The sequence below is a fragment of the Neorhizobium fuzhouense genome, from assembly GCF_042611105.1.
Classification (GTDB): Bacteria; Pseudomonadota; Alphaproteobacteria; order Rhizobiales; family Rhizobiaceae; genus Neorhizobium; species Neorhizobium galegae_A.
The window spans coordinates 173,500-193,746 of the sequence record NZ_JBHFFP010000001.1; the positions used below are offsets into that span (position 1 = coordinate 173,500).

At 62.2% G+C, this 20,247-nt stretch carries 22 protein-coding genes; 15 read left to right on the plus strand and 7 right to left on the minus strand.

Annotated features, from left to right (window positions below; translation table 11 throughout):
- Nucleotides 1-110 precede the first annotated feature (110 nt).
- Both nudK and ACEXP3_RS00890 read right to left on the minus strand, forming a co-directional pair.
- Nucleotides 111-704, minus strand: coding sequence for a GDP-mannose pyrophosphatase NudK (gene nudK / locus ACEXP3_RS00885; RefSeq protein ID WP_377295582.1), 594 nt, complete (start codon nt 702-704; stop codon nt 111-113).
- The gene (locus ACEXP3_RS00890; protein WP_377295583.1) at nt 701-2,824 is read right to left on the minus strand and encodes a molybdopterin-containing oxidoreductase family protein; all 2,124 of its coding nucleotides are present in this window, start codon (nt 2,822-2,824) and stop codon (nt 701-703) included. The genes nudK and ACEXP3_RS00890 overlap by 4 nt, the downstream gene beginning before the upstream one ends.
- An 86-nt stretch (nt 2,825-2,910) precedes the next feature.
- Between ACEXP3_RS00890 and ACEXP3_RS00895 the strand changes: the two genes are divergently transcribed.
- From ACEXP3_RS00895 to ACEXP3_RS00910, 4 genes are all read left to right on the plus strand, one after another.
- Nucleotides 2,911-3,777, plus strand: a complete 867-nt coding sequence (locus ACEXP3_RS00895; RefSeq protein WP_377295584.1) for a 23S rRNA (adenine(2030)-N(6))-methyltransferase RlmJ — start codon at nt 2,911-2,913, stop codon at nt 3,775-3,777.
- A gap of 121 nt (nt 3,778-3,898) precedes the next feature.
- The gene (locus ACEXP3_RS00900) at nt 3,899-4,516 is read left to right on the plus strand and encodes a ribonuclease T2 family protein (protein WP_377296050.1); all 618 of its coding nucleotides are present in this window, start codon (nt 3,899-3,901) and stop codon (nt 4,514-4,516) included.
- 26 nt (nt 4,517-4,542) lie between these two features.
- A complete protein-coding gene (locus ACEXP3_RS00905; RefSeq protein WP_377295585.1) occupies nt 4,543-5,139 on the plus strand; it encodes a glutathione S-transferase in 597 nt (198 codons plus the stop codon).
- Nucleotides 5,140-5,549: 410 nt separating this feature from the next.
- Nucleotides 5,550-6,140, plus strand: a complete 591-nt coding sequence (locus ACEXP3_RS00910) for a glutathione S-transferase N-terminal domain-containing protein (protein WP_210102944.1) — start codon at nt 5,550-5,552, stop codon at nt 6,138-6,140.
- Nucleotides 6,141-6,225: 85 nt separating this feature from the next.
- On the opposite strand, the gene ACEXP3_RS00915 is transcribed toward ACEXP3_RS00910, so the two are convergent.
- A complete protein-coding gene (locus ACEXP3_RS00915; protein WP_210102945.1) occupies nt 6,226-6,864 on the minus strand; it encodes an outer membrane protein in 639 nt (212 codons plus the stop codon).
- 367 nt (nt 6,865-7,231) lie between these two features.
- Here ACEXP3_RS00915 and ACEXP3_RS00920 point away from each other — a divergent pair, with 367 nt between their 5' ends.
- The 5 genes from ACEXP3_RS00920 (at nt 7,232) to ACEXP3_RS00940 (ending at nt 11,496) form a co-directional block, all read left to right on the plus strand.
- Entirely contained in the window at nt 7,232-7,993 is a 762-nt protein-coding gene (locus tag ACEXP3_RS00920) for an SDR family oxidoreductase (RefSeq protein ID WP_377295586.1), read from the plus strand.
- On the plus strand, nt 7,990-10,041 hold the full coding sequence (gene uvrC / locus ACEXP3_RS00925) for an excinuclease ABC subunit UvrC (RefSeq protein WP_210102947.1): 2,052 nt from the start codon (nt 7,990-7,992) through the stop codon (nt 10,039-10,041). The genes ACEXP3_RS00920 and uvrC overlap by 4 nt, the downstream gene beginning before the upstream one ends.
- Before the next feature lie 90 nt (nt 10,042-10,131).
- Nucleotides 10,132-10,719 (plus strand): CDP-diacylglycerol--glycerol-3-phosphate 3-phosphatidyltransferase, encoded by a 588-nt coding sequence (pgsA, locus tag ACEXP3_RS00930; RefSeq protein WP_210102948.1) that lies wholly within the window; start codon nt 10,132-10,134, stop codon nt 10,717-10,719.
- Nucleotides 10,716-10,973: a molybdopterin converting factor subunit 1 gene (gene moaD / locus ACEXP3_RS00935; RefSeq protein WP_210102949.1), complete on the plus strand. Its 258-nt coding sequence runs from the start codon at nt 10,716-10,718 to the stop codon at nt 10,971-10,973. Before pgsA ends, moaD begins: the two co-directional genes overlap by 4 nt.
- Nucleotides 10,974-11,031: 58 nt before the next feature.
- On the plus strand, nt 11,032-11,496 hold the full coding sequence (locus ACEXP3_RS00940; protein ID WP_210102950.1) for a molybdenum cofactor biosynthesis protein MoaE: 465 nt from the start codon (nt 11,032-11,034) through the stop codon (nt 11,494-11,496).
- 21 nt (nt 11,497-11,517) lie between these two features.
- Here the strand turns inward: ACEXP3_RS00940 and ACEXP3_RS00945 are convergent, their stop codons facing one another.
- Nucleotides 11,518-12,414, minus strand: a complete 897-nt coding sequence (locus ACEXP3_RS00945) for an ABC transporter permease subunit (RefSeq protein ID WP_377295587.1) — start codon at nt 12,412-12,414, stop codon at nt 11,518-11,520.
- A 70-nt stretch (nt 12,415-12,484) separates the two neighbouring features.
- Here ACEXP3_RS00945 and ACEXP3_RS00950 point away from each other — a divergent pair, with 70 nt between their 5' ends.
- From ACEXP3_RS00950 to ACEXP3_RS00960, 3 genes are all read left to right on the plus strand, one after another.
- The gene (locus tag ACEXP3_RS00950) at nt 12,485-13,033 is read left to right on the plus strand and encodes a CGNR zinc finger domain-containing protein (RefSeq protein ID WP_377295588.1); all 549 of its coding nucleotides are present in this window, start codon (nt 12,485-12,487) and stop codon (nt 13,031-13,033) included.
- Nucleotides 13,030-13,527, plus strand: a complete 498-nt coding sequence (locus ACEXP3_RS00955) for a hypothetical protein (protein ID WP_377295589.1) — start codon at nt 13,030-13,032, stop codon at nt 13,525-13,527. Before ACEXP3_RS00950 ends, ACEXP3_RS00955 begins: the two co-directional genes overlap by 4 nt.
- A 328-nt stretch (nt 13,528-13,855) precedes the next feature.
- A complete protein-coding gene (locus ACEXP3_RS00960) occupies nt 13,856-14,740 on the plus strand; it encodes a dihydrodipicolinate synthase family protein (protein ID WP_377295590.1) in 885 nt (294 codons plus the stop codon).
- A gap of 65 nt (nt 14,741-14,805) precedes the next feature.
- On the opposite strand, the gene ACEXP3_RS00965 is transcribed toward ACEXP3_RS00960, so the two are convergent.
- Nucleotides 14,806-15,819 (minus strand): zinc-binding alcohol dehydrogenase family protein, encoded by a 1,014-nt coding sequence (locus tag ACEXP3_RS00965; RefSeq protein WP_377295591.1) that lies wholly within the window; start codon nt 15,817-15,819, stop codon nt 14,806-14,808.
- Nucleotides 15,820-15,923: 104 nt separating this feature from the next.
- On the opposite strand from ACEXP3_RS00965, the gene ACEXP3_RS00970 reads away from it, so the two are divergent.
- The gene (locus ACEXP3_RS00970; RefSeq protein WP_210102955.1) at nt 15,924-16,307 is read left to right on the plus strand and encodes a winged helix-turn-helix transcriptional regulator; all 384 of its coding nucleotides are present in this window, start codon (nt 15,924-15,926) and stop codon (nt 16,305-16,307) included.
- A gap of 86 nt (nt 16,308-16,393) precedes the next feature.
- On the opposite strand, the gene ndk is transcribed toward ACEXP3_RS00970, so the two are convergent.
- Together ndk and ACEXP3_RS00980 are read right to left on the minus strand one after the other, a co-directional pair.
- The gene (ndk, locus tag ACEXP3_RS00975; protein WP_377295592.1) at nt 16,394-16,816 is read right to left on the minus strand and encodes a nucleoside-diphosphate kinase; all 423 of its coding nucleotides are present in this window, start codon (nt 16,814-16,816) and stop codon (nt 16,394-16,396) included.
- Between the two features lie 115 nt (nt 16,817-16,931).
- Nucleotides 16,932-17,615 carry a glutathione S-transferase family protein gene (locus ACEXP3_RS00980; protein ID WP_377295593.1) on the minus strand — a complete coding sequence of 228 codons (684 nt, stop codon included), beginning with the start codon at nt 17,613-17,615 and terminating at the stop codon, nt 16,932-16,934.
- A 141-nt stretch (nt 17,616-17,756) separates the two neighbouring features.
- Here ACEXP3_RS00980 and ACEXP3_RS00985 point away from each other — a divergent pair, with 141 nt between their 5' ends.
- Nucleotides 17,757-18,266, plus strand: coding sequence for a DinB family protein (locus tag ACEXP3_RS00985; protein WP_377295594.1), 510 nt, complete (start codon nt 17,757-17,759; stop codon nt 18,264-18,266).
- A 48-nt stretch (nt 18,267-18,314) separates the two neighbouring features.
- Entirely contained in the window at nt 18,315-20,198 is a 1,884-nt protein-coding gene (locus ACEXP3_RS00990) for an ABC-F family ATP-binding cassette domain-containing protein (protein ID WP_377295595.1), read from the plus strand.
- Nucleotides 20,199-20,247: the final 49 nt, after the last annotated feature.

Genomic DNA, 20,247 nt, shown 5'->3' on the forward strand with positions numbered 1-20,247 from the left:
TTTCATATAATGTATATTGACATGAGGCGCAACCACGATGTCAAACGAAAAAGGTCCGCCGGGGGGCGAGCCGCAGACGGCAAAACGAGTGCGGCGCGCCGCCCTTGAACTCAGGCCAGCGTCTGGCGGTTCAGCACCAGCCAGTGCAGGAGCATGATGGTCTTGCCATCACAGATTTCGCCGCTCTCGATCATCGAAAGCGCCTGCGAGACCGGAACTTCCATCACTTCGATATCCTCGTTTTCGTCGTCCAGGCCACCACCCTCAGCAACCCGGTCGCTGGTATCGATGGCGGCCGCAAAGAAATGCACGAGTTCCGTGACGGCACCGGGCGACATGAAGCACTTGAACAGGAACTTGACGTCGCGCACCTGATAGCCGGTTTCCTCGATCGCCTCGCGGCGGATCGCCTCTTCCGGCTGGTCGCCGTCCAGAAGGCCGGCCGGCGTCTCGATCATCCAGCCGGAATGGCCGTTGAGGAAGGCGGGCATACGGAATTGGCGCACCAGCACCACCACATCGCGCCTGAGATCATAAAGTAGGATGGTGGCGCCATTGCCGCGATCATAGACCTCGCGGTCGAGCCGATGGGTGCGGCCTTTGGCATCGGTGTAATCGAAGGTCACCTTGTTCAGAAGATACCAGTTGTCGGAAAGAAGCTTCTTCTCGACGATCTCGATCTTCACCTTATCCGCATTCGTCATGCATTGTCCTTTAAAAGCCAGACGCGATTGTCGTGGACTGCCGCGCCACCATAGGGGGCAACCGGATCGGCACCGGTCAGGATGTTGATGCCCTCGCCATCGAGATGCGCCTTGTTCGGCCAGAGCCCTTCGGCCACCAGAACGCCGCGCCGGGCGCCGGATGTGATCTTCGCATGGATGCGGAGCGAGCCGCGGGGATTGCCGATGCGGACAATATCTCCATCAGCGATCGAAAGCGCTGCGGCATCATCGGGATGCACCATCACCTCCGGGCGGCCTTCCTTGTCGCGCGAGGTCTTCGTCTCGGCAAAGGTGGAGTTCAGGAAATTGCGCGCGGGCGACGTTGCCAGGCGGAAGGGATGCGCCGCGTTGGCCACCTCGATCACGTCCACCTGGTCGGGGAACGTCGGCAGTTGCTGATAGGGGCCAAGCGCCCCAAGGCTTGCCGGCGTCTTGTTGGGAGACGGGCCATTTTCCCAATCTGGGCAGAAGCGGAATTTCCGGTCCGCATAGCCAAAACCGTTCAGATAATGCGCGTCCTCGAAGGCCGGCTGACAGTCGATCCACTTGTCGACAAGAAGCTGTTCATAGCCCGGATAGCCGTTGGGCAGCAGCATGCGGTCAATATGTTCGCGCTCGGTGAGGCCGAATCCCGGATAGTCCGAGACGCCGAGGCGCTTTGCCAGTTCCTCGATGACGAAGAGATTGGTGCGCACCGTCGCCGGCGGCTCGACCAGTTTCGGGCCGAGAAGGATGTGGTTCTGCCCACCGGCGCGGTAGAGATCGTCATGTTCGACGAACATGGTGGCGGGAAGCACGATATCGGCCATCTCGGCCGTTTCGGTCATGAAATGCTCGTGGACGGCGGAAAACAGGTCCGGCCGGGCAAAGCCCTCGCGCACCAACCGCTGTTCCGGCGCAATATTCATCGGATTGGTGTTCTGGATGAGAAGCGCCGTCACCGGGCCGCGATGGCGAAGCGCCACAGCATCACCGGTCAGCACGCGGCCGATCTGCGACTGGTCGAGCATGCGCACGTCAGGGTCCATGTAGGACGTGCCCATCAGTTCGCGCTTGTCGAGCTTGAAGATTTCGCCATTGTTATGAAAAGCGCCGCCGCCTTCATATTGCCAGGAACCGAGAACGGTGGCGAGAGACAGCGCCGCATGCATGGCAACGCTGCCGTTGCGCTGGCGGGTAAAACCGTAGCCGAGGCGGAAGAAGGTCTTTTTCGTTGTGCCGACCAGCCGGCCGAACGCCTCGATCTCTTCCACCGAAAGCCCTGTTATGGCCGAGGCCCAGTGCGGCGTCCGGGTTTCAAGATGCGCTTCAAGCCCTGCCGGATCGTCGGCGAATTTCTGCATATAGGCGTGGTCGGCATACCCGTCGCGGAAGGCGATATGCATGAGCGCGCAGGCAAGCGCTGCATCCGTGCCGGGCTTCAGCACGATCTTCACGTCCGCCTGCTTCATCGTCGGGCTGTCATAGACATCGACCACGACGATCTTTGCGCCGCGCTCCTTGCGGGCCTTGATCGCGTGGGTCATCACATTGACCTGGGTGGCGACCGGATTGGTGCCCCAGATGACGACGCAATCGGATTTCGCCATTTCGCGCGGATCGGGGCCGCGCAGCGCACCGGTTCCCATCACATAGCCGGTCCAGGCCATGTTGGTGCAGATCGAGCCGAAGAAGCCGGAATAGCGCTTGGCATGGCGCAACCGCTCGATGGAATCGCGCTGCACCTGCCCCATCGTGCCGGCGTAGAAATAGGGCCAGATGGCCTCAGGCCCGTGTGCGGCCTCCGCCTTGACGAAGGCATCTGCAATCTCGTCGAGCGCGGCTTCCCAGGAAATCTCCTGCCAGGCGCCCTCCCCCTTGCCGCCCAGCCGACGCTTCGGCGTCATCAGGCGGCCGGGATGGTAGAGACGCTCGGCATAACGGGCGACCTTGGCGCAGATGACGCCGGCCGTATAGCTGTTGGCGTTCGCGCCCCGCACCCGGCCGATGCGGCCATCGGGCGTCAGATCGATATCGAGCGCACAGGCGGAGGGACAGTCATGCGGGCACACCGTATGACCAATGGCAGATTTGGCGGAGATCGGGGTCGTCACGTTCATGCCTTTCCTATAGGACAGGACAAGCGTCGCCAAAAGCGCCTTTTGCGATGCATCAATTCTATTGACGCCACCCAGCAGGCTTTCTCATGAACTATCGGCATATCTATCACGCCGGCAATTTTGCCGATGTCCTCAAACACGCGGTGCTGTGCCTTCTGGTGCGCCACATGCAGAAGAAGGACAAGGCCTTTCGCGTGCTCGATACCCATGCCGGCATCGGCCTCTACGACCTGTCGTCGGAAGAAGCGCAGAAGACCGGCGAATGGCGCGACGGCATCGGCCGGCTGATGGCGGCTGATCTGCAGGCGCCGGTCGCCGCCGTTCTGTCTCCCTATCTCGACGCCGTGCGCGAACTCAATCCAACCGGCGACATCTCCCGTTATCCCGGCTCGCCAAAAATTGCGCGCATGCTGTTTCGTCCGCAGGACCGGCTGGCGGCGATGGAACTGCACCCGGAGGATTACGGCCGCCTGTCGCGCCTGTTCGAGGGGGATTATCAGGTGCGCGTCACCGAACTGGATGGCTGGCTGTCGCTCGGCGCCCATCTGCCGCCAAAGGAAAAGCGCGGCATCATCCTCGTCGATCCGCCCTTCGAGATCGACGGCGAGTATGACCGGCTGGTGAACGGGCTTGCCACCGCCTATCGCCGTTTTCCCGGCGGCACCTATTGCCTCTGGTATCCGCTGAAGAAGGGGGCGCCGATCCGCCGCTTCCACGAGGACCTGCAGGCGCTTCAGATTCCAAAGATGCTGTGCACGGAGCTTTCCGTGAAAAGCGACCGCGACGGCACCGGTCTCTCCGGCTCCGGCCTTGTCATCGTCAACCCGCCGTTTACGCTGAAAGCCGACCTGCATGTGATCCTGCCGGTGATCAAGGATGTGCTGGCGCAGGATCGCTATGCCTCGCAGCGCGCCTTCTGGCTGCGCGGCGAAGAGGCGCCCGAAGAGACCTGACCGGCCGACCTCATCGCGCGGCCCGACCGGTGGCTTGACCGGGCGGGCCGGGCTGGGACATGGTGCCGGCATTTCCTGGGAGGTTTTCATGGTGTTCCGTCCCGTTTGCGCCCTGCTCGTGATGCTTCTTGCCGCAATTGCCCTGCCGGCGAGCGCTCAGGATCGCCCGTCCGGCTTCGACTTCTATGTGCTGTCGCTGTCGTGGTCGCCGTCCTATTGCGGTTCGGCCAAGGGCAAGACCAGCCCGGAGCAATGCGGGCCGGACAAGGCCTTCGGTTTCATCGCGCATGGTCTGTGGCCCCAGAACGAAAAGGGCTATCCGGAAACCTGCGCCACGAAAGAGCCGCGGCGCGTACCGGAAGAGCTTGGCCGCGCCTATTTCGACATCATGCCGTCGATGGGGCTGATCGGCCATGAGTGGCGCAAGCACGGCTCCTGCTCGGGCCTCTCCCAGAAAGCCTATCTCGACACCACCCGCGCAGCCTTCGAGCGCATCAGGCTTCCTGCCGAGATTGTCGCCGCAGACAGCGCAAAAACCTATTCGGCAGAAGCCATCGAGCAGAGTTTTATCGCCGCCAATCCGGGGCTTCGCCCGGAAGGCATTGCGGTGACCTGCGAGGCAAGCCGCCTTGAGGAAGTGCGCATCTGCCTTGCCAAGGATCTTTCCTTCCGCACCTGCCCGGAGGTGGATGCCAAGGCCTGCTCGCTCAAACGCATCACCGTGCCGCCGGCACGCTGACCTTTACGACCCACAGGACAGACAAGATGAAACTGCTCTACTCCCCCGCCTCGCCCTATTCGGCCAAATGCCGCATGGCTGCCCGCCATCTCGGCATCACGATAGACGAGGTGAAGACCGACACCGGCGCTGCGCCGGCCGAACTGATCGACAACAACCCGCTCGGCAAGATCCCCGTCCTGATCCGCGACGGCGAAAGCCCGATCTATGACAGTGTCGCCATCATGCATTATCTCGACCGGCTGTCGGAGGGTAAGCTCTATCCGGCCAAGGACGAGAAGCGCACCGATGCGGAAGTGCTGGAAGCGCTCTGCGACGGTATTACCGACTGCCTGCTTGCCATCGTTTATGAACGGCGCGGCCGCCCGGCCGAGATCGTCCACCAGCCATGGATCGACAAGCAGTGGTCGAAAGTGGAGCGCGGCCTGGATTACCTTGAAAACAACCTGCCGAAGACGGAGAAGAAGCTGAACGGCGGCCATTTCGCGCTTGCCGCGCTGATTGGCTATCTCGATCTGCGCTTTGCCGGACAATGGGCCGATGGCCGCCCCAACCTTGCCGCCTGGCCGCAGAAGTTTTCAAAGCTGTTTGCCGACTACGACAGCATGAAATCGGTCGCATAAGACCCATTGCGCCTCCCGGCGCCCCATCTCTTGCCGGTACCGTCATCTTGAGGTGCAGACATCCGCAAAGGTGAAGGCAGTGCGTGGCATCGCCTTCACCTCGCGCAATTGATCGCCGCAACAGGCACCGGACAACCGCGCGCAACTCAAATGGCACAGAAGGCCTCAAGCGCAGCAGCAGACCGGGCCGCCCCTGTCGATTCTTGACACATGGGGCGGCAGCATAAGCGCCTTAAGTATTATTCCGAAACATTCATATATAACTAAAACATTATTTGGTGATGCACAATAAATTTGAATATTAATGGCTATCTAGAAGTATAAATTGCGACTCATTGAAAAGAGTCGTATTCCTTCTTGCGTACCCGTTCTATAAAGGCCGACAGAGCAACAATTGCCAGGATCCTGTCGTGCGTCTTCTCTACACCCCCGCTTCGCCATTTTCGGCAAAGTGTCTTATGGCAGTTCGCCATTTAGGAATTGCGGTCACGGAAGTGAATGCAGCCGTTTCCGCGCCACCGCCGGAACTTATCGGCAGTAATCCTCTTGGCAGGTTTCCCATGCTGATCCGCGATGGGGAACTGCCGCTTTGCGACAGTGTCGCCATCATGCATTTCTTCGACCGGCTGACGGATGGGCAGCTCTATCCGCGCAACCCGAAGAAGCGGGCAGAGGTCGACATGCTGGAGGCGCTCTGCGACGGCATTACCGACAGCCTGATGCAGATCACCTATGAGCAGCGTTTTCGCCCGGAAGAGAAAGTTTACCAGCCCTGGCTGGACCGCCACTGGGTGAAGGTGGCGCGGGGCCTGGATTTTCTGGAATGCCATGTTCCCCGGACCGACAAGAAGCTGAATGGCGGCCATTTTGCGCTGGCGGCCCTGATCGCCTATCTGCACGTGCGCTATGCCGGACGGTGGGATGTCGGTCGCCCGCGGCTTGCCGCATGGCCGCGCGCCTTCTCGCAACTGGTCCACACGCGCACCAAGGCGGCCGCCTGAGGCAACCGGACACAACGCGCGCGAGACAAAAAGAAAGGCCGGAGGCTTCCCCCCGGCCCTTTTTCGTCGATCCGAAGATCGAAGATCAGAACTTCACGCCGATGCCGAGCTTGACCGACTGGTCGTCGAAGCCGCGCGAAACGTTGGTGCCGCCCAGGTTGTAGTCCTTGTCCTGGTAGTCGGTGTAACGGTATTCGACGCGTGCGGTGATGTTCTTGGTGACCATGGTTTCGACACCGGCGCCGACCGTGTAGCCGACCGAGGTGTTGCTGTCGGAACCGGCAGCGCTCGAGACCTTGTGATCGGCAATGGCGACACCGCCCGTGCCATAGATCATGAAGGGGTTGAAGTCATAGCCGAGGCGGGCGCGAACCGAGCCGTTGAGCTTTTCTTCGCCGGTGATGCCGTTCGAAGTGCCCTTCTGGTCGTTGTAGCCGAGGTCGGCTTCCGCACCGTAGACGATCTGGCCGCTCTGCCAGTTGTAACCGCCGTAGATGCCACCGCCCCAGCCGTCAGCGCTCGGCTCACCGGCGCCGCCCTTGACCTTGCCCCAATCGTAGGAGCCGGTGCCGCCGAGGTAGAAGCCGGACCAGTTGCTGACGGGAGCCGGGGCGTCATAGGCGGCCGGGGCTTCCGGAACCTGGGTGACGGCGTCAGCGGCCTGTGCCGATACGGCTGCAAGGCTGGCTGCGGAAACCATCAGGGTAGCAATGAGAGTACGCATAATTTTCTCCTTTTCGATGCCGGCCGGGAGGCGCTGTTTCAGTCAATGACAACGCCATTGCTCCCTGCTCGTTGAGATCGAATTTGGTGGGCAATTGAGGAATTGAAAGTACCGAATTGTGAATTGATTGCGGCAACGGGATGGCCGAATCTGGATGTTGCTTTGCCGCCACAGGCACTTTATTAACCCTAACCAAAGGTTAAACTCAGTATAAAAATGCCAATATTTCTCACGCCCGCGTGAATACATAAATACATTCCCGTAATGAAAAGCCTCGCGCATTCCGGCAATCCAGCCTCTTGATCCCGGCGTAAAGCACCGGCAAGCAATGGTGCATGCGCAACAGGCAAAAGAGGCGGGACAGACCATGGAACATTTGCCGACCGTACTTGTAACCGGCGCCGCCAGACGCATGGGACGGGCGATTGCCGAGGATCTGGCCCGCCATGGCTATGGCGTTGCCATTCACGCCGACCGCTCGTTTGCCGAGGCCGAGCAGCTTGCAGCGGAGTTGAGGGCGGAAGGTCACCGCGCCGCAGCCGTCGAGGCCGATCTTCTCGATTCGCAGGCGACGGACTCGCTGATCGATCAGGCGGCACAACAGCTCGGGCCGATCACCGGCCTCGTCAACAATGCCTCGCTGTTCGTGAGCGATACCGCAGATGCCTTCGACGCGCAGTCGTTCGACCGCCACTTTGCCATCCATGTGCGGGCGCCCTCCATCCTGTCGGCGGCGCTGCTGCGCCAGTTGCCGGAGGCGGCGAACGCCCTCATCGTCAACATCATCGACCAGCGGGTGTGGAAGCTCACGCCGCAATTCTATTCCTATACGCTCTCCAAGACGGCGCTCTGGACGGCCACGCAGACGCTGGCGCAGGCCTATGCGCCGCGCGTGCGCGTCAACGCCATCGGCCCCGGCCCCTCCTTCCGCAGCGCCCGTCAGGCGCCCGAGGATTTCCAGCGGCAGATCGATGCGCTGCCGCTGAAACGCGGTCCCGGCCCCGATGAATTCGGCCGCACGATCCGATTTCTTTTTGACACTCCGTCCATCACGGGCCAAATGATAGCCTTGGACGGAGGCCAGCACCTGGCCTGGCAAACGCCGGATGTGGCGGAGATCATTGAATGAATGGAACGAAACTGCCTGACGGTGGCGTTCTTTACGACGAAACGGACGAGGATGACGACGAGGTTGTAGCGGCCCCGGGCGAGGCTGCGCGCATGCTCTCCGGCATCGAATGGCATGCGGGGCTTCGCAACGAAAGCGGCCTCAAGGGCGCCGATCTGATTGCCGAATTCGTCAAGCACCTGCCGAACGCGCCGGGCGTCTACCGCATGTTCAACGAGGCGGGCGACGTGCTCTACGTGGGCAAGGCCCGCAGCCTGAAGAAGCGCGTGACGAATTATGCGCAAGGGCGCGTGCATTCCAACCGTCTGACCAAGATGGTGCGCGAGACCGTGCAGATGGAGTTCGTCACCACCCGCACCGAGACGGAAGCGCTGCTGCTCGAGGCGAACCTCATCAAGCGCCTGCGCCCGCGCTACAACGTGCTTCTGCGCGACGACAAGAGCTTTCCCTATATCATGCTGACCGGCGACCATCGGGCGCCGGCCATCTACAAGCATCGCGGCGCGCGTGCCCGCAAGGGCGATTATTTCGGCCCCTTTGCCTCGGCAAGCGCCGTCGGGCGCACCATCAACTCGCTGCAGCGCGCCTTCCTGTTGCGCACCTGCACCGACAGCGTCTTCGAGGCCCGCACGCGGCCCTGCCTGCTCTACCAGATCAAGCGCTGTTCCGGCCCCTGCACCCACGAGATCTCGGATGCGGACTATGGCGAGCTGGTCAACGAGGCCAAGGACTTTCTCTCAGGCCGCAGCCAGGCGGTTAAGGCAACGATTGCCCGCCAGATGACGGAAGCCTCCGACGACATGGATTTCGAGCGCGCCGCCGTCTACCGCGACCGGCTGTCAGCGCTGTCGCATGTGCAGAGCCACCAGGGCATCAATCCGGCGGGCGTAGAGGAAGCCGACGTGTTTGCCATCCATCACGAGGGCGGGCTCACCTGCATCCAGGTGTTCTTCTTCCGCGCCGGGCAGAACTGGGGCAACCAGGCTTATTTTCCGAAGGCGGATCCGCAGCTCACCGGATCGGAAGTGCTGAACGCCTTCCTCGCGCAGTTTTATGACGACAAGCCGGCGCCGCGCCAGATCCTTCTGTCCGAAACGGTCGAGGAACAGGACCTGCTGAGCCTTGCGCTGTCGGAAAAATCGACCGGCAAGATCACCATCCAGGTGCCGCAGCGCGGCGAGAAGAAGGATCTGACCGACCATGTCCTGGCCAATGCCCGCGAGGCGCATGGCCGGAAGCTGGCCGAAACGGCCTCGCAGGAGCGGCTGCTGAAAGGCTTTGCCGAGACCTTCGGCCTCGCTTACGTGCCGCGCCGCATCGAGATCTACGACAACTCCCACATCATGGGCACCAATGCGGTGGGCGGCATGGTGGTGGCGGGGCCGGAAGGGTTCGTGAAGGGCCAGTATCGCAAGTTCAACATCAAATCGACCGACATCACCCCCGGCGACGATTTTGGCATGATGCGCGAGGTGATGACGCGGCGCTTTTCGCGCCTCCTGAAGGAGGAAGGCCTGCCGGACCGCAGCGCCGCCGCCACGCAGACGGCGGACGGGCCGGACGAGGTGATCGACAGCGGCTTTCCCGCCTGGCCGGATGTCATCCTCATCGACGGCGGACAGGGCCAGATGTCGGCGGTTCGCAAAATCCTGGACGACCTCGGCATCCGTGACGTGGTGACCGCTATCGGCGTTGCCAAGGGTGTTGATCGCGATGCCGGGCGCGAGCGATTCTTTGCCGACGGCCGCAGTGATTTTTCGCTGCCGCCGCGCGATCCCGTTCTCTACTTCGTCCAGCGCATGCGCGACGAGGCGCACCGCTTTGCCATCGGCTCGCACCGGGCGCGGCGCAAGAAGGAGATGGTCAAAAATCCGCTGGACGAGATTTCCGGCATTGGCCCCGGCCGCAAGCGGGCGCTTCTGCAACATTTCGGCACCGCCAAGGCCGTGTCGCGTGCCGGCATCTCCGACCTCATGGCAGTGGAAGGGATTTCCGAAACGGTGGCCAAACAGGTCTACAACCACTTCCATGAAAACCGTACCGGCTGAGGATGCAAAGCCGCCACATTTCACACCGAGGGTGTTGACGCCTCGTCTCTGGCGTATCACTTAACAGCACATATCAGGGTAAGGTCCGTCATGGCTTCGCGCGCATACAACATTCCCAATCTTCTGACCTATGCGCGCATCCTGGCGGTTCCGCTGATCGTGGTCTGCTTTTTCATCGAGGGCCGGCTGGAAAGCTCGGATTTTGCCCGCTGGACGGGGCTTGCCATCTTCGCGGTCGCCTCGATTACCGATTATCTCGACGGTTATCTGGCCCGCATCTGGAACCAGACATCGAATATCGGACGCATGCTCGATCCGATCGCCGACAAGCTGCTGGTCGCCTCGGTGCTGCTGCTGATGGCCGCCGACGGCACGATTGCCGGCTGGTCGCTCTGGGCGGCGATCACGATTCTCTGCCGCGAAATCCTCGTTTCGGGCCTGCGCGAATATCTGGCGGCGCTGAAGGTGGCGGTGCCGGTGACGCGGATTGCCAAGTGGAAAACCGCCATCCAGATGGTGGCGATCGCCTTTCTGCTGGCCGGTCCCGCCGGCGACAAGTTCGGCTTTTACACCACCGCCACCGGCATCACCCTGCTGTGGCTTGCCGCAATCCTGACGATCTACACCGGATATGATTACTTCAAGGCCGGCCTCAAGCATGTGGTGGACGAAGAATGAAGGTTCGCATCGTCTATTTCGCCTGGGTGCGCGAGCGCATCGACAAGCCGGAGGAAGAACTGGACCTGCCGGAGACGGTGGTGACGGCGGGCGACCTTCTGCTTCATCTGAAGACGCTGGGTGATGGCTACGAGGCGGCGCTGCAATATCCCGACGTTATCCGCGTTGCCGTCAACCAGGAGCATGTCGACCACGACGAGCCGATTGCCGGCGCCCGCGAAATCGGCATCTTTCCACCGATGACGGGCGGATGAGGCCGCAAGACGCATCGCACAGAACGGCCTATCGCCGCACAACGCTGAGGCATTGTCCATGACGACCCCGATCATCCATGTCCAGCGCGAGGATTTCGACCTGCAGACGGAAATCGACCGACTGACGGCCGGGCGCATGGATATCGGCGCGGTCGTCACCTTCAGCGGCCTCTGCCGCGATGAAGGCGGCAGTCTCGACGCGCTGGAACTGGAACATTATCCCGGCATGGCAGAGGCCGAAATGCGCCGGATCGGAGCGCTTGCGATCGAGCGTTTTTCGCTCATGGGCATGACCGCCATCCACCGCTACGGCAAGATTCTGCCGGGCGAAAACATCGTTCTCGTCATCGCCTGCGCCCCGCACCGGCAGGCCGCCTTCGACGGCGCCAATTTCGTGATGGACTTCCTGAAGACCGCAGCGCCCTTCTGGAAGAAGGAGCATCTGGCAGACGGTACCGCCGGCGGCTGGGTCTCGGCCAAGGATGCCGACGATGCGGCGCGCGACAAATGGGCAAAGGGCTAAGCCCGCTCACACCGGCCTCCCTCACACCGGCCCCCTTTCCCGCCGGCTGATCACCAGCAGCGTTGCAAGAGCCGCCAGCATCGCCGCATCGCGCCAGAGGGCCGGGCCGTATCCGCTCCACAGCGTTTCGCAAAGGCCGAAGAGGGCGGCACCGGCGGCCGATCGGAGCGGCTGGCTGTGCCCTCCCACGGCGGCGATCAGCACCACTTTCAGGCCAAAGGCGAGGCCGGCGCCAAAATCCATCGTGCCGTAATGGGCCGTCGCCAGGAGCCCGCACAGGGCAGCAAAGAGCGCCGCCAAGCCGTAGGCGCCGGCGCAGATGCGGGCCGAGGCCACGCCGCAAAGTTCGGCCGCCAGCGGATCGTCGCAAACCGCACGCCAGTTGCGCCCGAAGCGGCTCACCGCCAGAAACCATCCGCCGCCGGCCACCAGCATGAGAAGCAGAACACTGTTCAACGCCTGTAGGAGCGTGAGGCTCACCCGCATGTTTCCCTCGGTCCAAAGGATGAGCGGCCCGTTGAAAAAGGGGGCAAGCCAGAGTTCGCGCGTTCCGGACAACAGGCGCGCCCCCTCCATCAGCACCAGAAGCAGGCCGAGCGCAGCAACGGTCAGTGCATTGGGCGACGTCCGCGACAAGGGCGCCACCACCTGCCGTCCGATCAGCACGCCGCTTCCCGTTCCAACGAGCACCGCCAGAAGCGCACCGAGCCCCAGGGCCGCCGGAAAGTTGAGGAACAGCCGGTTCCAGCCCCAATGGGCGCCCAGCAGGAAGACGTGGCCGGAAAAGGCAAACAGCGCACCATAGGTGATATCCGCCCGCTTCGTGACGGCAAAGGCAATGACATAGCCAAAGGCGAGCGCCGCATAGAGGCTGGCGATCGGCAGGGCATTGAGCAGCTGTTGCAGGGCGTAGAGCATGGCACCTCCCCGTTCGACCGGCTTGATGAATTATAACTGGTAAAATGCCTTTTACCAGTTATATTGGCGCATGAGTTTTTCCTGGACCCCTCACCGTTTTGCCGGCGGCGCACTGGCGCTCGATGTCGCCAACAGCGTGATCCTGCGCTTTGACGCTGCCCGCAGCATCGACCGTTTCGCGGAGCCGGCACAGCTCCATGCATTTCCGCAGGCGGCACGGGAATTCTGCGCCGAACGGGCGTTGTTCGGCGAGGTGAAGCCGATCGATCCGGCAAGCAGCGAAACCTTCCTGGCGTTTCGCGAGGCGATCGACCGTCATTTCCGCGCCGACGTGCTCGGGACGCCGCAAGTGCCGCTTCTCGCCGATCTTCTGGATTGCGGCGCCCGCCTGCTGCGGCAGAACCCGGATCCGCTTGCGCTGGAATCGGCCACAGTGCATTCGGCGCTGCGGCTGCTTTCCCTGCCGCAGAAGGATCGGCTGAAGATCTGCGGCCATTGCGGCTGGCTGTTTGTCGACCGCTCGAAGAACAGGAGCCGCTTCTGGTGCGACATGACCGTCTGCGGCAACCGCGCCAAGGCCGCCCGCCATTATCGTCGCCAAAAAGGGGAACCGGAATGAACAAGAAGATGACCGTTGCGGCTCTGTGCCTGCTGATGCTTGGCGGTTGCCAGCGCGAGGTGGAAAAACTGGCCGAATTTTCCGGCCACATCTTCGTCTTCAACTACCGACTGTCGAAGGCCAATTACGTGGTGACGCTACGCCCGACAGGCCCGCTTCCGCAGGGAGGCGTGGCGATTGCCCGGTTCGACAACCCGCGTGGCGGCGCGGCGCTGGAGACACGCCAGACGCTTTACCCGGCCATGGAAAAGATCGTGCTCGAAAGCCCGGATGTGCAATGCGTGCGCGAGGGGCGATCCTACGGCGTCCACGTCGAGCTTGCCGACGGCAGCGGCAAGGTGTTGCAGCAGATGGACACGAAGGTTCTCGCCACCATCGACCAGAGCATTCTGCCGGCCCATTCCATCGTGGTCGGCCCAGCCTATGACATGAACCCGAACGTGTTCAAGGCCGGTGGCGTGATGGACCTTTCACCGGTTGAGTGCCCCTCATAAGCTGTTTCACCGCGCCCCGGCGCGGTGTTATACCAAGTGTCGATGATAGAAACCTATAGGACAGGTTTATCGAGTTTTCTGGCTAGGAGGGGTTTGAAGAGCGATGCTTTCGCATCGGTCAAGAACCTCGACAACGCCAGAAAGCTCGATAAGCCTGCCGACGGTGGGTCACGACCGGCCCCTGCCGTCGTTGCGGCGCTTGCCCGATGCGGCAGCATCGCGCTGCGCACCGCGCCTAGCCAGAAACCGGTCGTGACCCATCCTATAGGTTCCTATCATCGACACTTGGTATTACGATGGAGCGGCAAACCGCATTTGAGGAAGCATCATGCTGCGTGGCCTTTCCGCCTTCCCCCCGACACCGACCGACACGAACGGCACCGTTGACACGCAGACGCTGGCGCGGCTGATCGAACGCCTGAGCGCGGCCGGCGTCGATTCCATAGGCCTTCTCGGCAGCACCGGCGGCTACGCCTATCTGTCGCGACAGGAGCGTCGCCGGGCGGTGGAGATTGCCGCTGAGACGCTTCAGCGCCGCACGCCGCTCATCGTCGGCATCGGCGCGCTTCGCACCGACGAGGCGCAGGCGCTGGCGCGCGATGCGGCAGAGGCCGGCGCAGACGGGCTTCTGCTGGCGCCTGTCTCCTATACGCCGCTCACCGAGGACGAGGTTTTTGCGCATTTTTCCGCGGTCGCCGAAGCGACTGACCTGCCGCTCGTCATCTACAACAATCCCGGCACGACGAAATTCACCTTCAGCCCGGACCTCATCATCCGGCTGGCGGCCCTGCCGAGAATTGCCGGCGTGAAAATGCCGTTGCCGGTGGATGTAAGCTTCGAGGCCGAGATAGCCGTGCTGCGGGCGCGCCTGCCGAGCGGCTTTCCGATCGGCTATAGCGGCGACTGGGGTGCGGCCGAGGCGCTGCTGTCCGGCGCCGATGCCTGGTACAGCGTGGTTGCCGGACTTCTGCCCGCACCAGCACTGGCGCTCACTCGAGCAGCACAGGCCGGCGATACGGCAGAGGCGCACCGGCTGAACGACAGCTTCCAGCCGCTTTGGACCCTGTTTCGCCAGTTCGGCAGTTTTCGGGTTATGTATGCGATCGCCGCGGAACTTAACCTTTTCCACGCTGCCCCGCCCCGGCCGGTGCTGCCGATCCCGGCAGAGGCGATGCCGCGGGTGGTCGAGGCGCTCTCGGCCCTTAATGCCTGACAGTTTTGCAGGAGGCGGTGCACCCGCCTCCTGCCTTTGCGTCTGCTGGCCAGCAACCTTACAGCTCAAAACCCTTCCAGCACGATCTTGCCGCGTGCCTTGCCGCTTTCGAGGATCGCATGGGCGGCCTTGAGATTGGCGGCATTGATTGGCGTCAGCACCTCGGTGACGGTGGTTGCAATGCGGCCGGCATCGATGAGCGCCGAGACCTCGTCGAGGAGCTTGCCCTGCGCGTCCATGTCTGCGGTCTGGTAGAGCGAGCGGGTAAACATCAGCTCCCAGTGCAGCGAGACGGATTTGCGCTTGAAGGGCGTTGCATCCAGAACGGCCGGATCATCGATCAGACCGAAGCGGCCCTGCGGTGCGATGAGATCGGCGATGTCGGCGACATGCAGATGCGTTTCGGTGGTGGAAAACACAAAGGCCGGCGCTCCAAGCCCCAGCGCCTCGACCTGTGGCGCGAGCGGCTGCGCGTGATTGACGACATGATGCGCGCCAAGCTCGCGCACCCAGGCCTGCGTTTCCGGCCGCGATGCGGTGGCAATCACCGTCACGTCGGTCAGCGCCCGTAGCAACTGGATGGCGATGGAACCGACCCCACCCGCCCCGCCGATGACGAGAATGGCATTGGCGGCACCCGGCACCGGCCGGCGCACATCCAGTCGCTCGAACAGTATTTCCCAGGCGGTAATGGCCGTCAGCGGCAGGGCGGCCGCCTCTGCGTCCGAAAGTGTCTTGGGCTTGTGGCCGACCAGCCGCTCATCCACCAGATGAAACTGGCTGTTGGCACCCGACCGGTCCAGCGCGCCGGCATAGAACACCTGGTCGCCCGGCTTGAAGCGGGTCACCGCCTCGCCTGTCTCGACGACCTCGCCGACCGCATCCCAGCCGAGCACCTTCCAGCCATCGGGAGCGGCCGACACGCCACGACGGATCTTCGTATCGACCGGATTGACCGAAACGGCGCGCACTTCCACCAGCAGGTCCCGCCCGCTGGCCACCGGCCGTTCCTGTTCGATATCGACAAGGGCCTCCGGCCGATCGAGGGCTCCTGCGGCCTGATATGCAACTGACTTCATCGGATAGTTCCTTTCTAGGCGTTGTGTCAGCCCTCATATGTTTCTATGTTTCCAAAAAGCCAATACGTACAAAACAAGCCTATAGTGTCGAAAAGGATACCGTCATGGCCAAGGCACGCCATTCCCGCTTCGATTGCAGCCCCGGCTGCGCCGTGGAGGCGGCCGTCGGCCTTATCGACGGCAAATGGAAGTCGGTGATCCTCTTTCATCTTCTCTCCGGCACGCTGCGCTTCAACGAGATCCGCCGCATCATCGCCAATGTCACGCCGCGCATGCTGACCAACCAGTTGCGCGAACTGGAGGAGGATGGGCTGATCATCCGCACCGTCTATGCGCAGGTGCCGCCGAAGGTGGAATACAGCCTGTCGCCGCTCGGGCGCAGCATGGAGCCGGTGCTGCTGGCGCTGAAGGGATGGGGCGATGCCCATATCGGGCTCTACGGCAAGCCGAAGGGGCATGATCCGCGCGAGACGGACGTGGCCGCCTGAAATGCAAAACGCCCGCGACAGGCACTGTCACGGGCGTTTCGAAAAGCCTGAAGGCGCCGGTGAAACGACGCCTGCGACTGACACAATCAGCCGACGATTTCGGTTTCGGCGAACCAGTAGGCGATTTCCTGGGCAGCGGTTTCCGGAGCATCCGAACCGTGAACCGAGTTTTCGCCGATGGACAGCGCGAAGGTCTTGCGGATGGTGCCTTCGTCGGCGTTGGCCGGGTTGGTGGCGCCCATGATTTCGCGGTTCTTCAGGATGGCGTTTTCGCCTTCGAGAACCTGAACAATGGTCGGGCCGGACGTCATGCCTTCAACCAGTTCGCCGAAGAAGGGGCGTTCCTTGTGAACGGCGTAAAAACCTTCGGCTTCGCGCTTGCTCATCCAGACGCGCTTGGAGGCGATGACGCGCAGGCCATTGTCTTCGAAGACCTTGGTGATGGCGCCGGTCAGGTTGCGCTTGGTTGCGTCGGGCTTGATCATGGAGAAGGTGCGTTCGATCGCCATTGCCAGAAATCCTTGTTTTCTAGGGATAAGTGGGCGGTGTTTAGCCGCCCCGAATCACGAAGACAAGAGGGCCTATTGGAATTTCACGCCGCTGTCATGTGAAAGCCCGGCGCGATCAGGCAACCGCCCGGCCGACGGCGCCGTGCAGATCCAGGCACCGTTCGAACCAGAGGCTCACCGGATCATCCGCGCGAAGAGCGGCAAGCCCGGTCGTGATGCGCAGCCACTGCAGCGCGCCGAAGAGGATGTAATCGGCAAACAGCGGGCCGTCGCCGCCAAGGAAGGGCTGGAATTTCAGCATATGCCGCAAAGGCTGCAGCCGCGCCGAAAGAACTTCCGTTTCCGCCTCGCGCTCCGCCTCGAAGTCTTCAAGCTTGCGCCCGAGATACTGCTCGCGGCTCTCGCGGAAATAGACCTGATCGGTTTCGGCCAGCATGTCGTGGATGTTCTTCACCGCAAGCTTCGAGAGCACCGGATGCACCAGCGTCTGCGAAACGCCCTCGACAAAGCGCGACAGCGCCTTGCCGCCCTCCCCGGCAAACAGCGTCGGGCGATCCGGATAGGTATCTTCCAGATAGAGCGCGATGTCGAAACTGTCGCGCACCAGCAACTGCCCGTCGCGCAGGATCGGCACGGTTTTCGAAAAGCCGTTTTCGATTTTCGGCACTTCGGTAAACGGCACCGGCTTTTCGACGAAATCGAGCCCCTTGTGGGCAAGCGCCATCGACACTTTCCAGCAATGGGGCGAAAATGGCCGGCGCGGATCGCTGCCGCAGAGCGAGTAGAGAATTCTGGTCATCGGGCACCTTTGCTGTTCCTGCGTGCCATTGGACCGCGCTCACTTGCAAAGATCAAATCAGGAAATTTCATAGCAACCATCACACCTGTTTGACCGTGCCCGCGATAGGTTCGGATCCTTCAACCGACACTGGAGCCCCCCATGCCCGATCATTTCCGCATGTTTGCCGATTATAACCGCTGGGCCAATGACCGTCTCTATGAGGCCTGCGCGACGCTCAGCGACGCCGAATTTCGCGCAGACAAAGGCGCGTTCTTTCGCTCCGCCGCCGGCACGCTCAACCATCTTCTGGTCGCGGACCGGATCTGGCTCAAGCGCTTTACCGGGCAAGGCTCTGCCCCGACCTCGCTTGACGCCCCGCTCTACGAGACATTCGCCGACCTGCGCGCCGCCCGTGCAATCGAGGACCAGCGCATCATCGACTGGGTCGATACCTTGAGCGAAGCCGATCTTGCCGCCACCATTTCCTATTCGCCGGTCTCGATGCCGGGCAAGGTCGAGCTACCGCTCGGCCCGCTTCTGTCGCATGTCTTCAACCACCAGACCCATCATCGCGGCCAGGTGCACACCATCTTCACCGCCCTTGGGCACCCTTCGCTGACGCTCGATCTCGTCTATTTCCTGCTCGGGGACGGCAAGCGCTGGCAATAGGCGTGTGCCTCTCTTGCATCGCAGCAGGACTTCGGCCAAAACGCCGTCATGATCACCATTACCGACCTTTCCGCCCGCATTGCCGGCCGCCTGCTTCTCGATCACGCCAGTCTCAGCCTGCCGACCGGCATCAAGGCGGGGCTGGTGGGTCGCAATGGCGCTGGCAAATCCACCCTGTTTCGCGTCATCACCGGCGATCTGGGCTCCGAAAGCGGTTCGGTCACGCTGCCCAAGGCAGCACGTATCGGCCAGGTGGCGCAGGAGGCGCCGGGCACGGAAGATCCGCTGATCAACATCGTTCTGGCCGCCGACAAGGAGCGCACGGCGCTGATGGCGGAAGCGGAAACCGCAACCGACCCGCACCGCATCGCCGATATCCAGATGCGGCTTGTCGATATCGACGCGCATTCGGCCGAAGCGCGGGCCGCCAGCATTCTGGCCGGCCTCGGCTTCGATGCCGCAGCCCAGCTTCGCCCGGCCTCTGCCTTTTCCGGCGGCTGGCGCATGCGCGTGGCCCTCGCCGCCGTGCTCTTTTCCGAGCCCGACCTTCTGCTGCTCGACGAGCCGACAAACTATCTCGATCTCGAAGGCACGCTGTGGCTCGAAGATTACGTGCGCCGCTATCCGCACACCGTCATCATCATCAGCCATGACCGCGACCTGTTGAACAATGCGGTCAACGCCATCGTGCATCTCGACCAGAAGAAGCTCACCTTCTATCGCGGCGGCTATGACCAGTTCGAGCGCCAGAAGGCCGAGAACGACGAATTGCAGATGAAGTCCAAGGCGAAGAACGAGGCCGCGCGCAAACATTTGCAAAGCTTCATCGATCGCTTCAAGGCAAAGGCGACCAAGGCCAAGCAGGCCCAGAGCCGCGTCAAGGCGCTGGAGCGCATGGGAACGGTTGCCGCCGTCATCGAAGACCATGTGCAGCCGATCACATTTCCCGAACCGGAAAAGCAGCCCGCCTCGCCGATCATCGCCATCAATGGCGGCGCCGTCGGCTACGAGCCGGGAAAGCCGATCCTGAAAAACCTCAACCTGCGCATCGATGCGGACGACCGCATTGCGCTTCTCGGATCGAACGGCAACGGCAAGTCCACCTTCGCCAAGTTCATTTCCGGCCGCCTGCCGCCCGAAAGCGGTGACCTGCGCCTGGCGCCGAGCCTGAAGATCGGCTTTTTCGCCCAGCACCAGCTGGATGATCTCGTGCCGGAAGACACGCCGGTGGAACATGTGCGCCGCCTGATGCCGGCCGCGCCGGAAGCCAAGGTGCGCGCCCGCGTGGCGCAGATGGGCCTTGCGACGGAAAAGATGAACACCGCCGCCAAGGATCTGTCGGGTGGCGAAAAGGCGCGGCTTCTGATGGGTCTTGCCGCCTTCCACGCGCCGAACCTCCTGATCCTCGACGAGCCGACCAACCATCTCGACATCGACAGCCGCCGCGCCCTCATCGAGGCGCTCAATGATTACGATGGCGCCGTCATCCTGATTTCGCATGACCGCCACCTGATCGAGGCGACCGTCGATCGGCTCTGGTTGGTCAACAACGGCACCGTCACCACGTTCGAAGGCGATATGGAGGAATACCGCGACCTCATCGTGTCTTCGGGCAAAAAAAAAGACGAAAAGGTTGAAGTCTTAGCCGACGCCGGCAACAAGGCCGATCAGCGCAAGGCGAATGCCGAAAAGCGCGCGTCGCTTGCGCCATTGAAGAAAAAGATCAACGAAGCCGAGGCCTTGACGGCGAAACTGGAAAAACTGATTCAGGCGCTTGATCAAGAACTTGCAGATCCGGCGCTCTACGAGAAGTCTCCGGCGAAGGCGGCCGAAAAGGTCAAGCAACGGGGCGAGGCCGCCGCCAAGCTTTCGCAGGCGGAAGAGCAGTGGCTTGAACTGTCGGCCGAATACGAAGAGGCGATGGCCGGCTGAGCCTTGCTTGTGGCAGGGCCGAATATACACTACCTTGTACCTGTATATT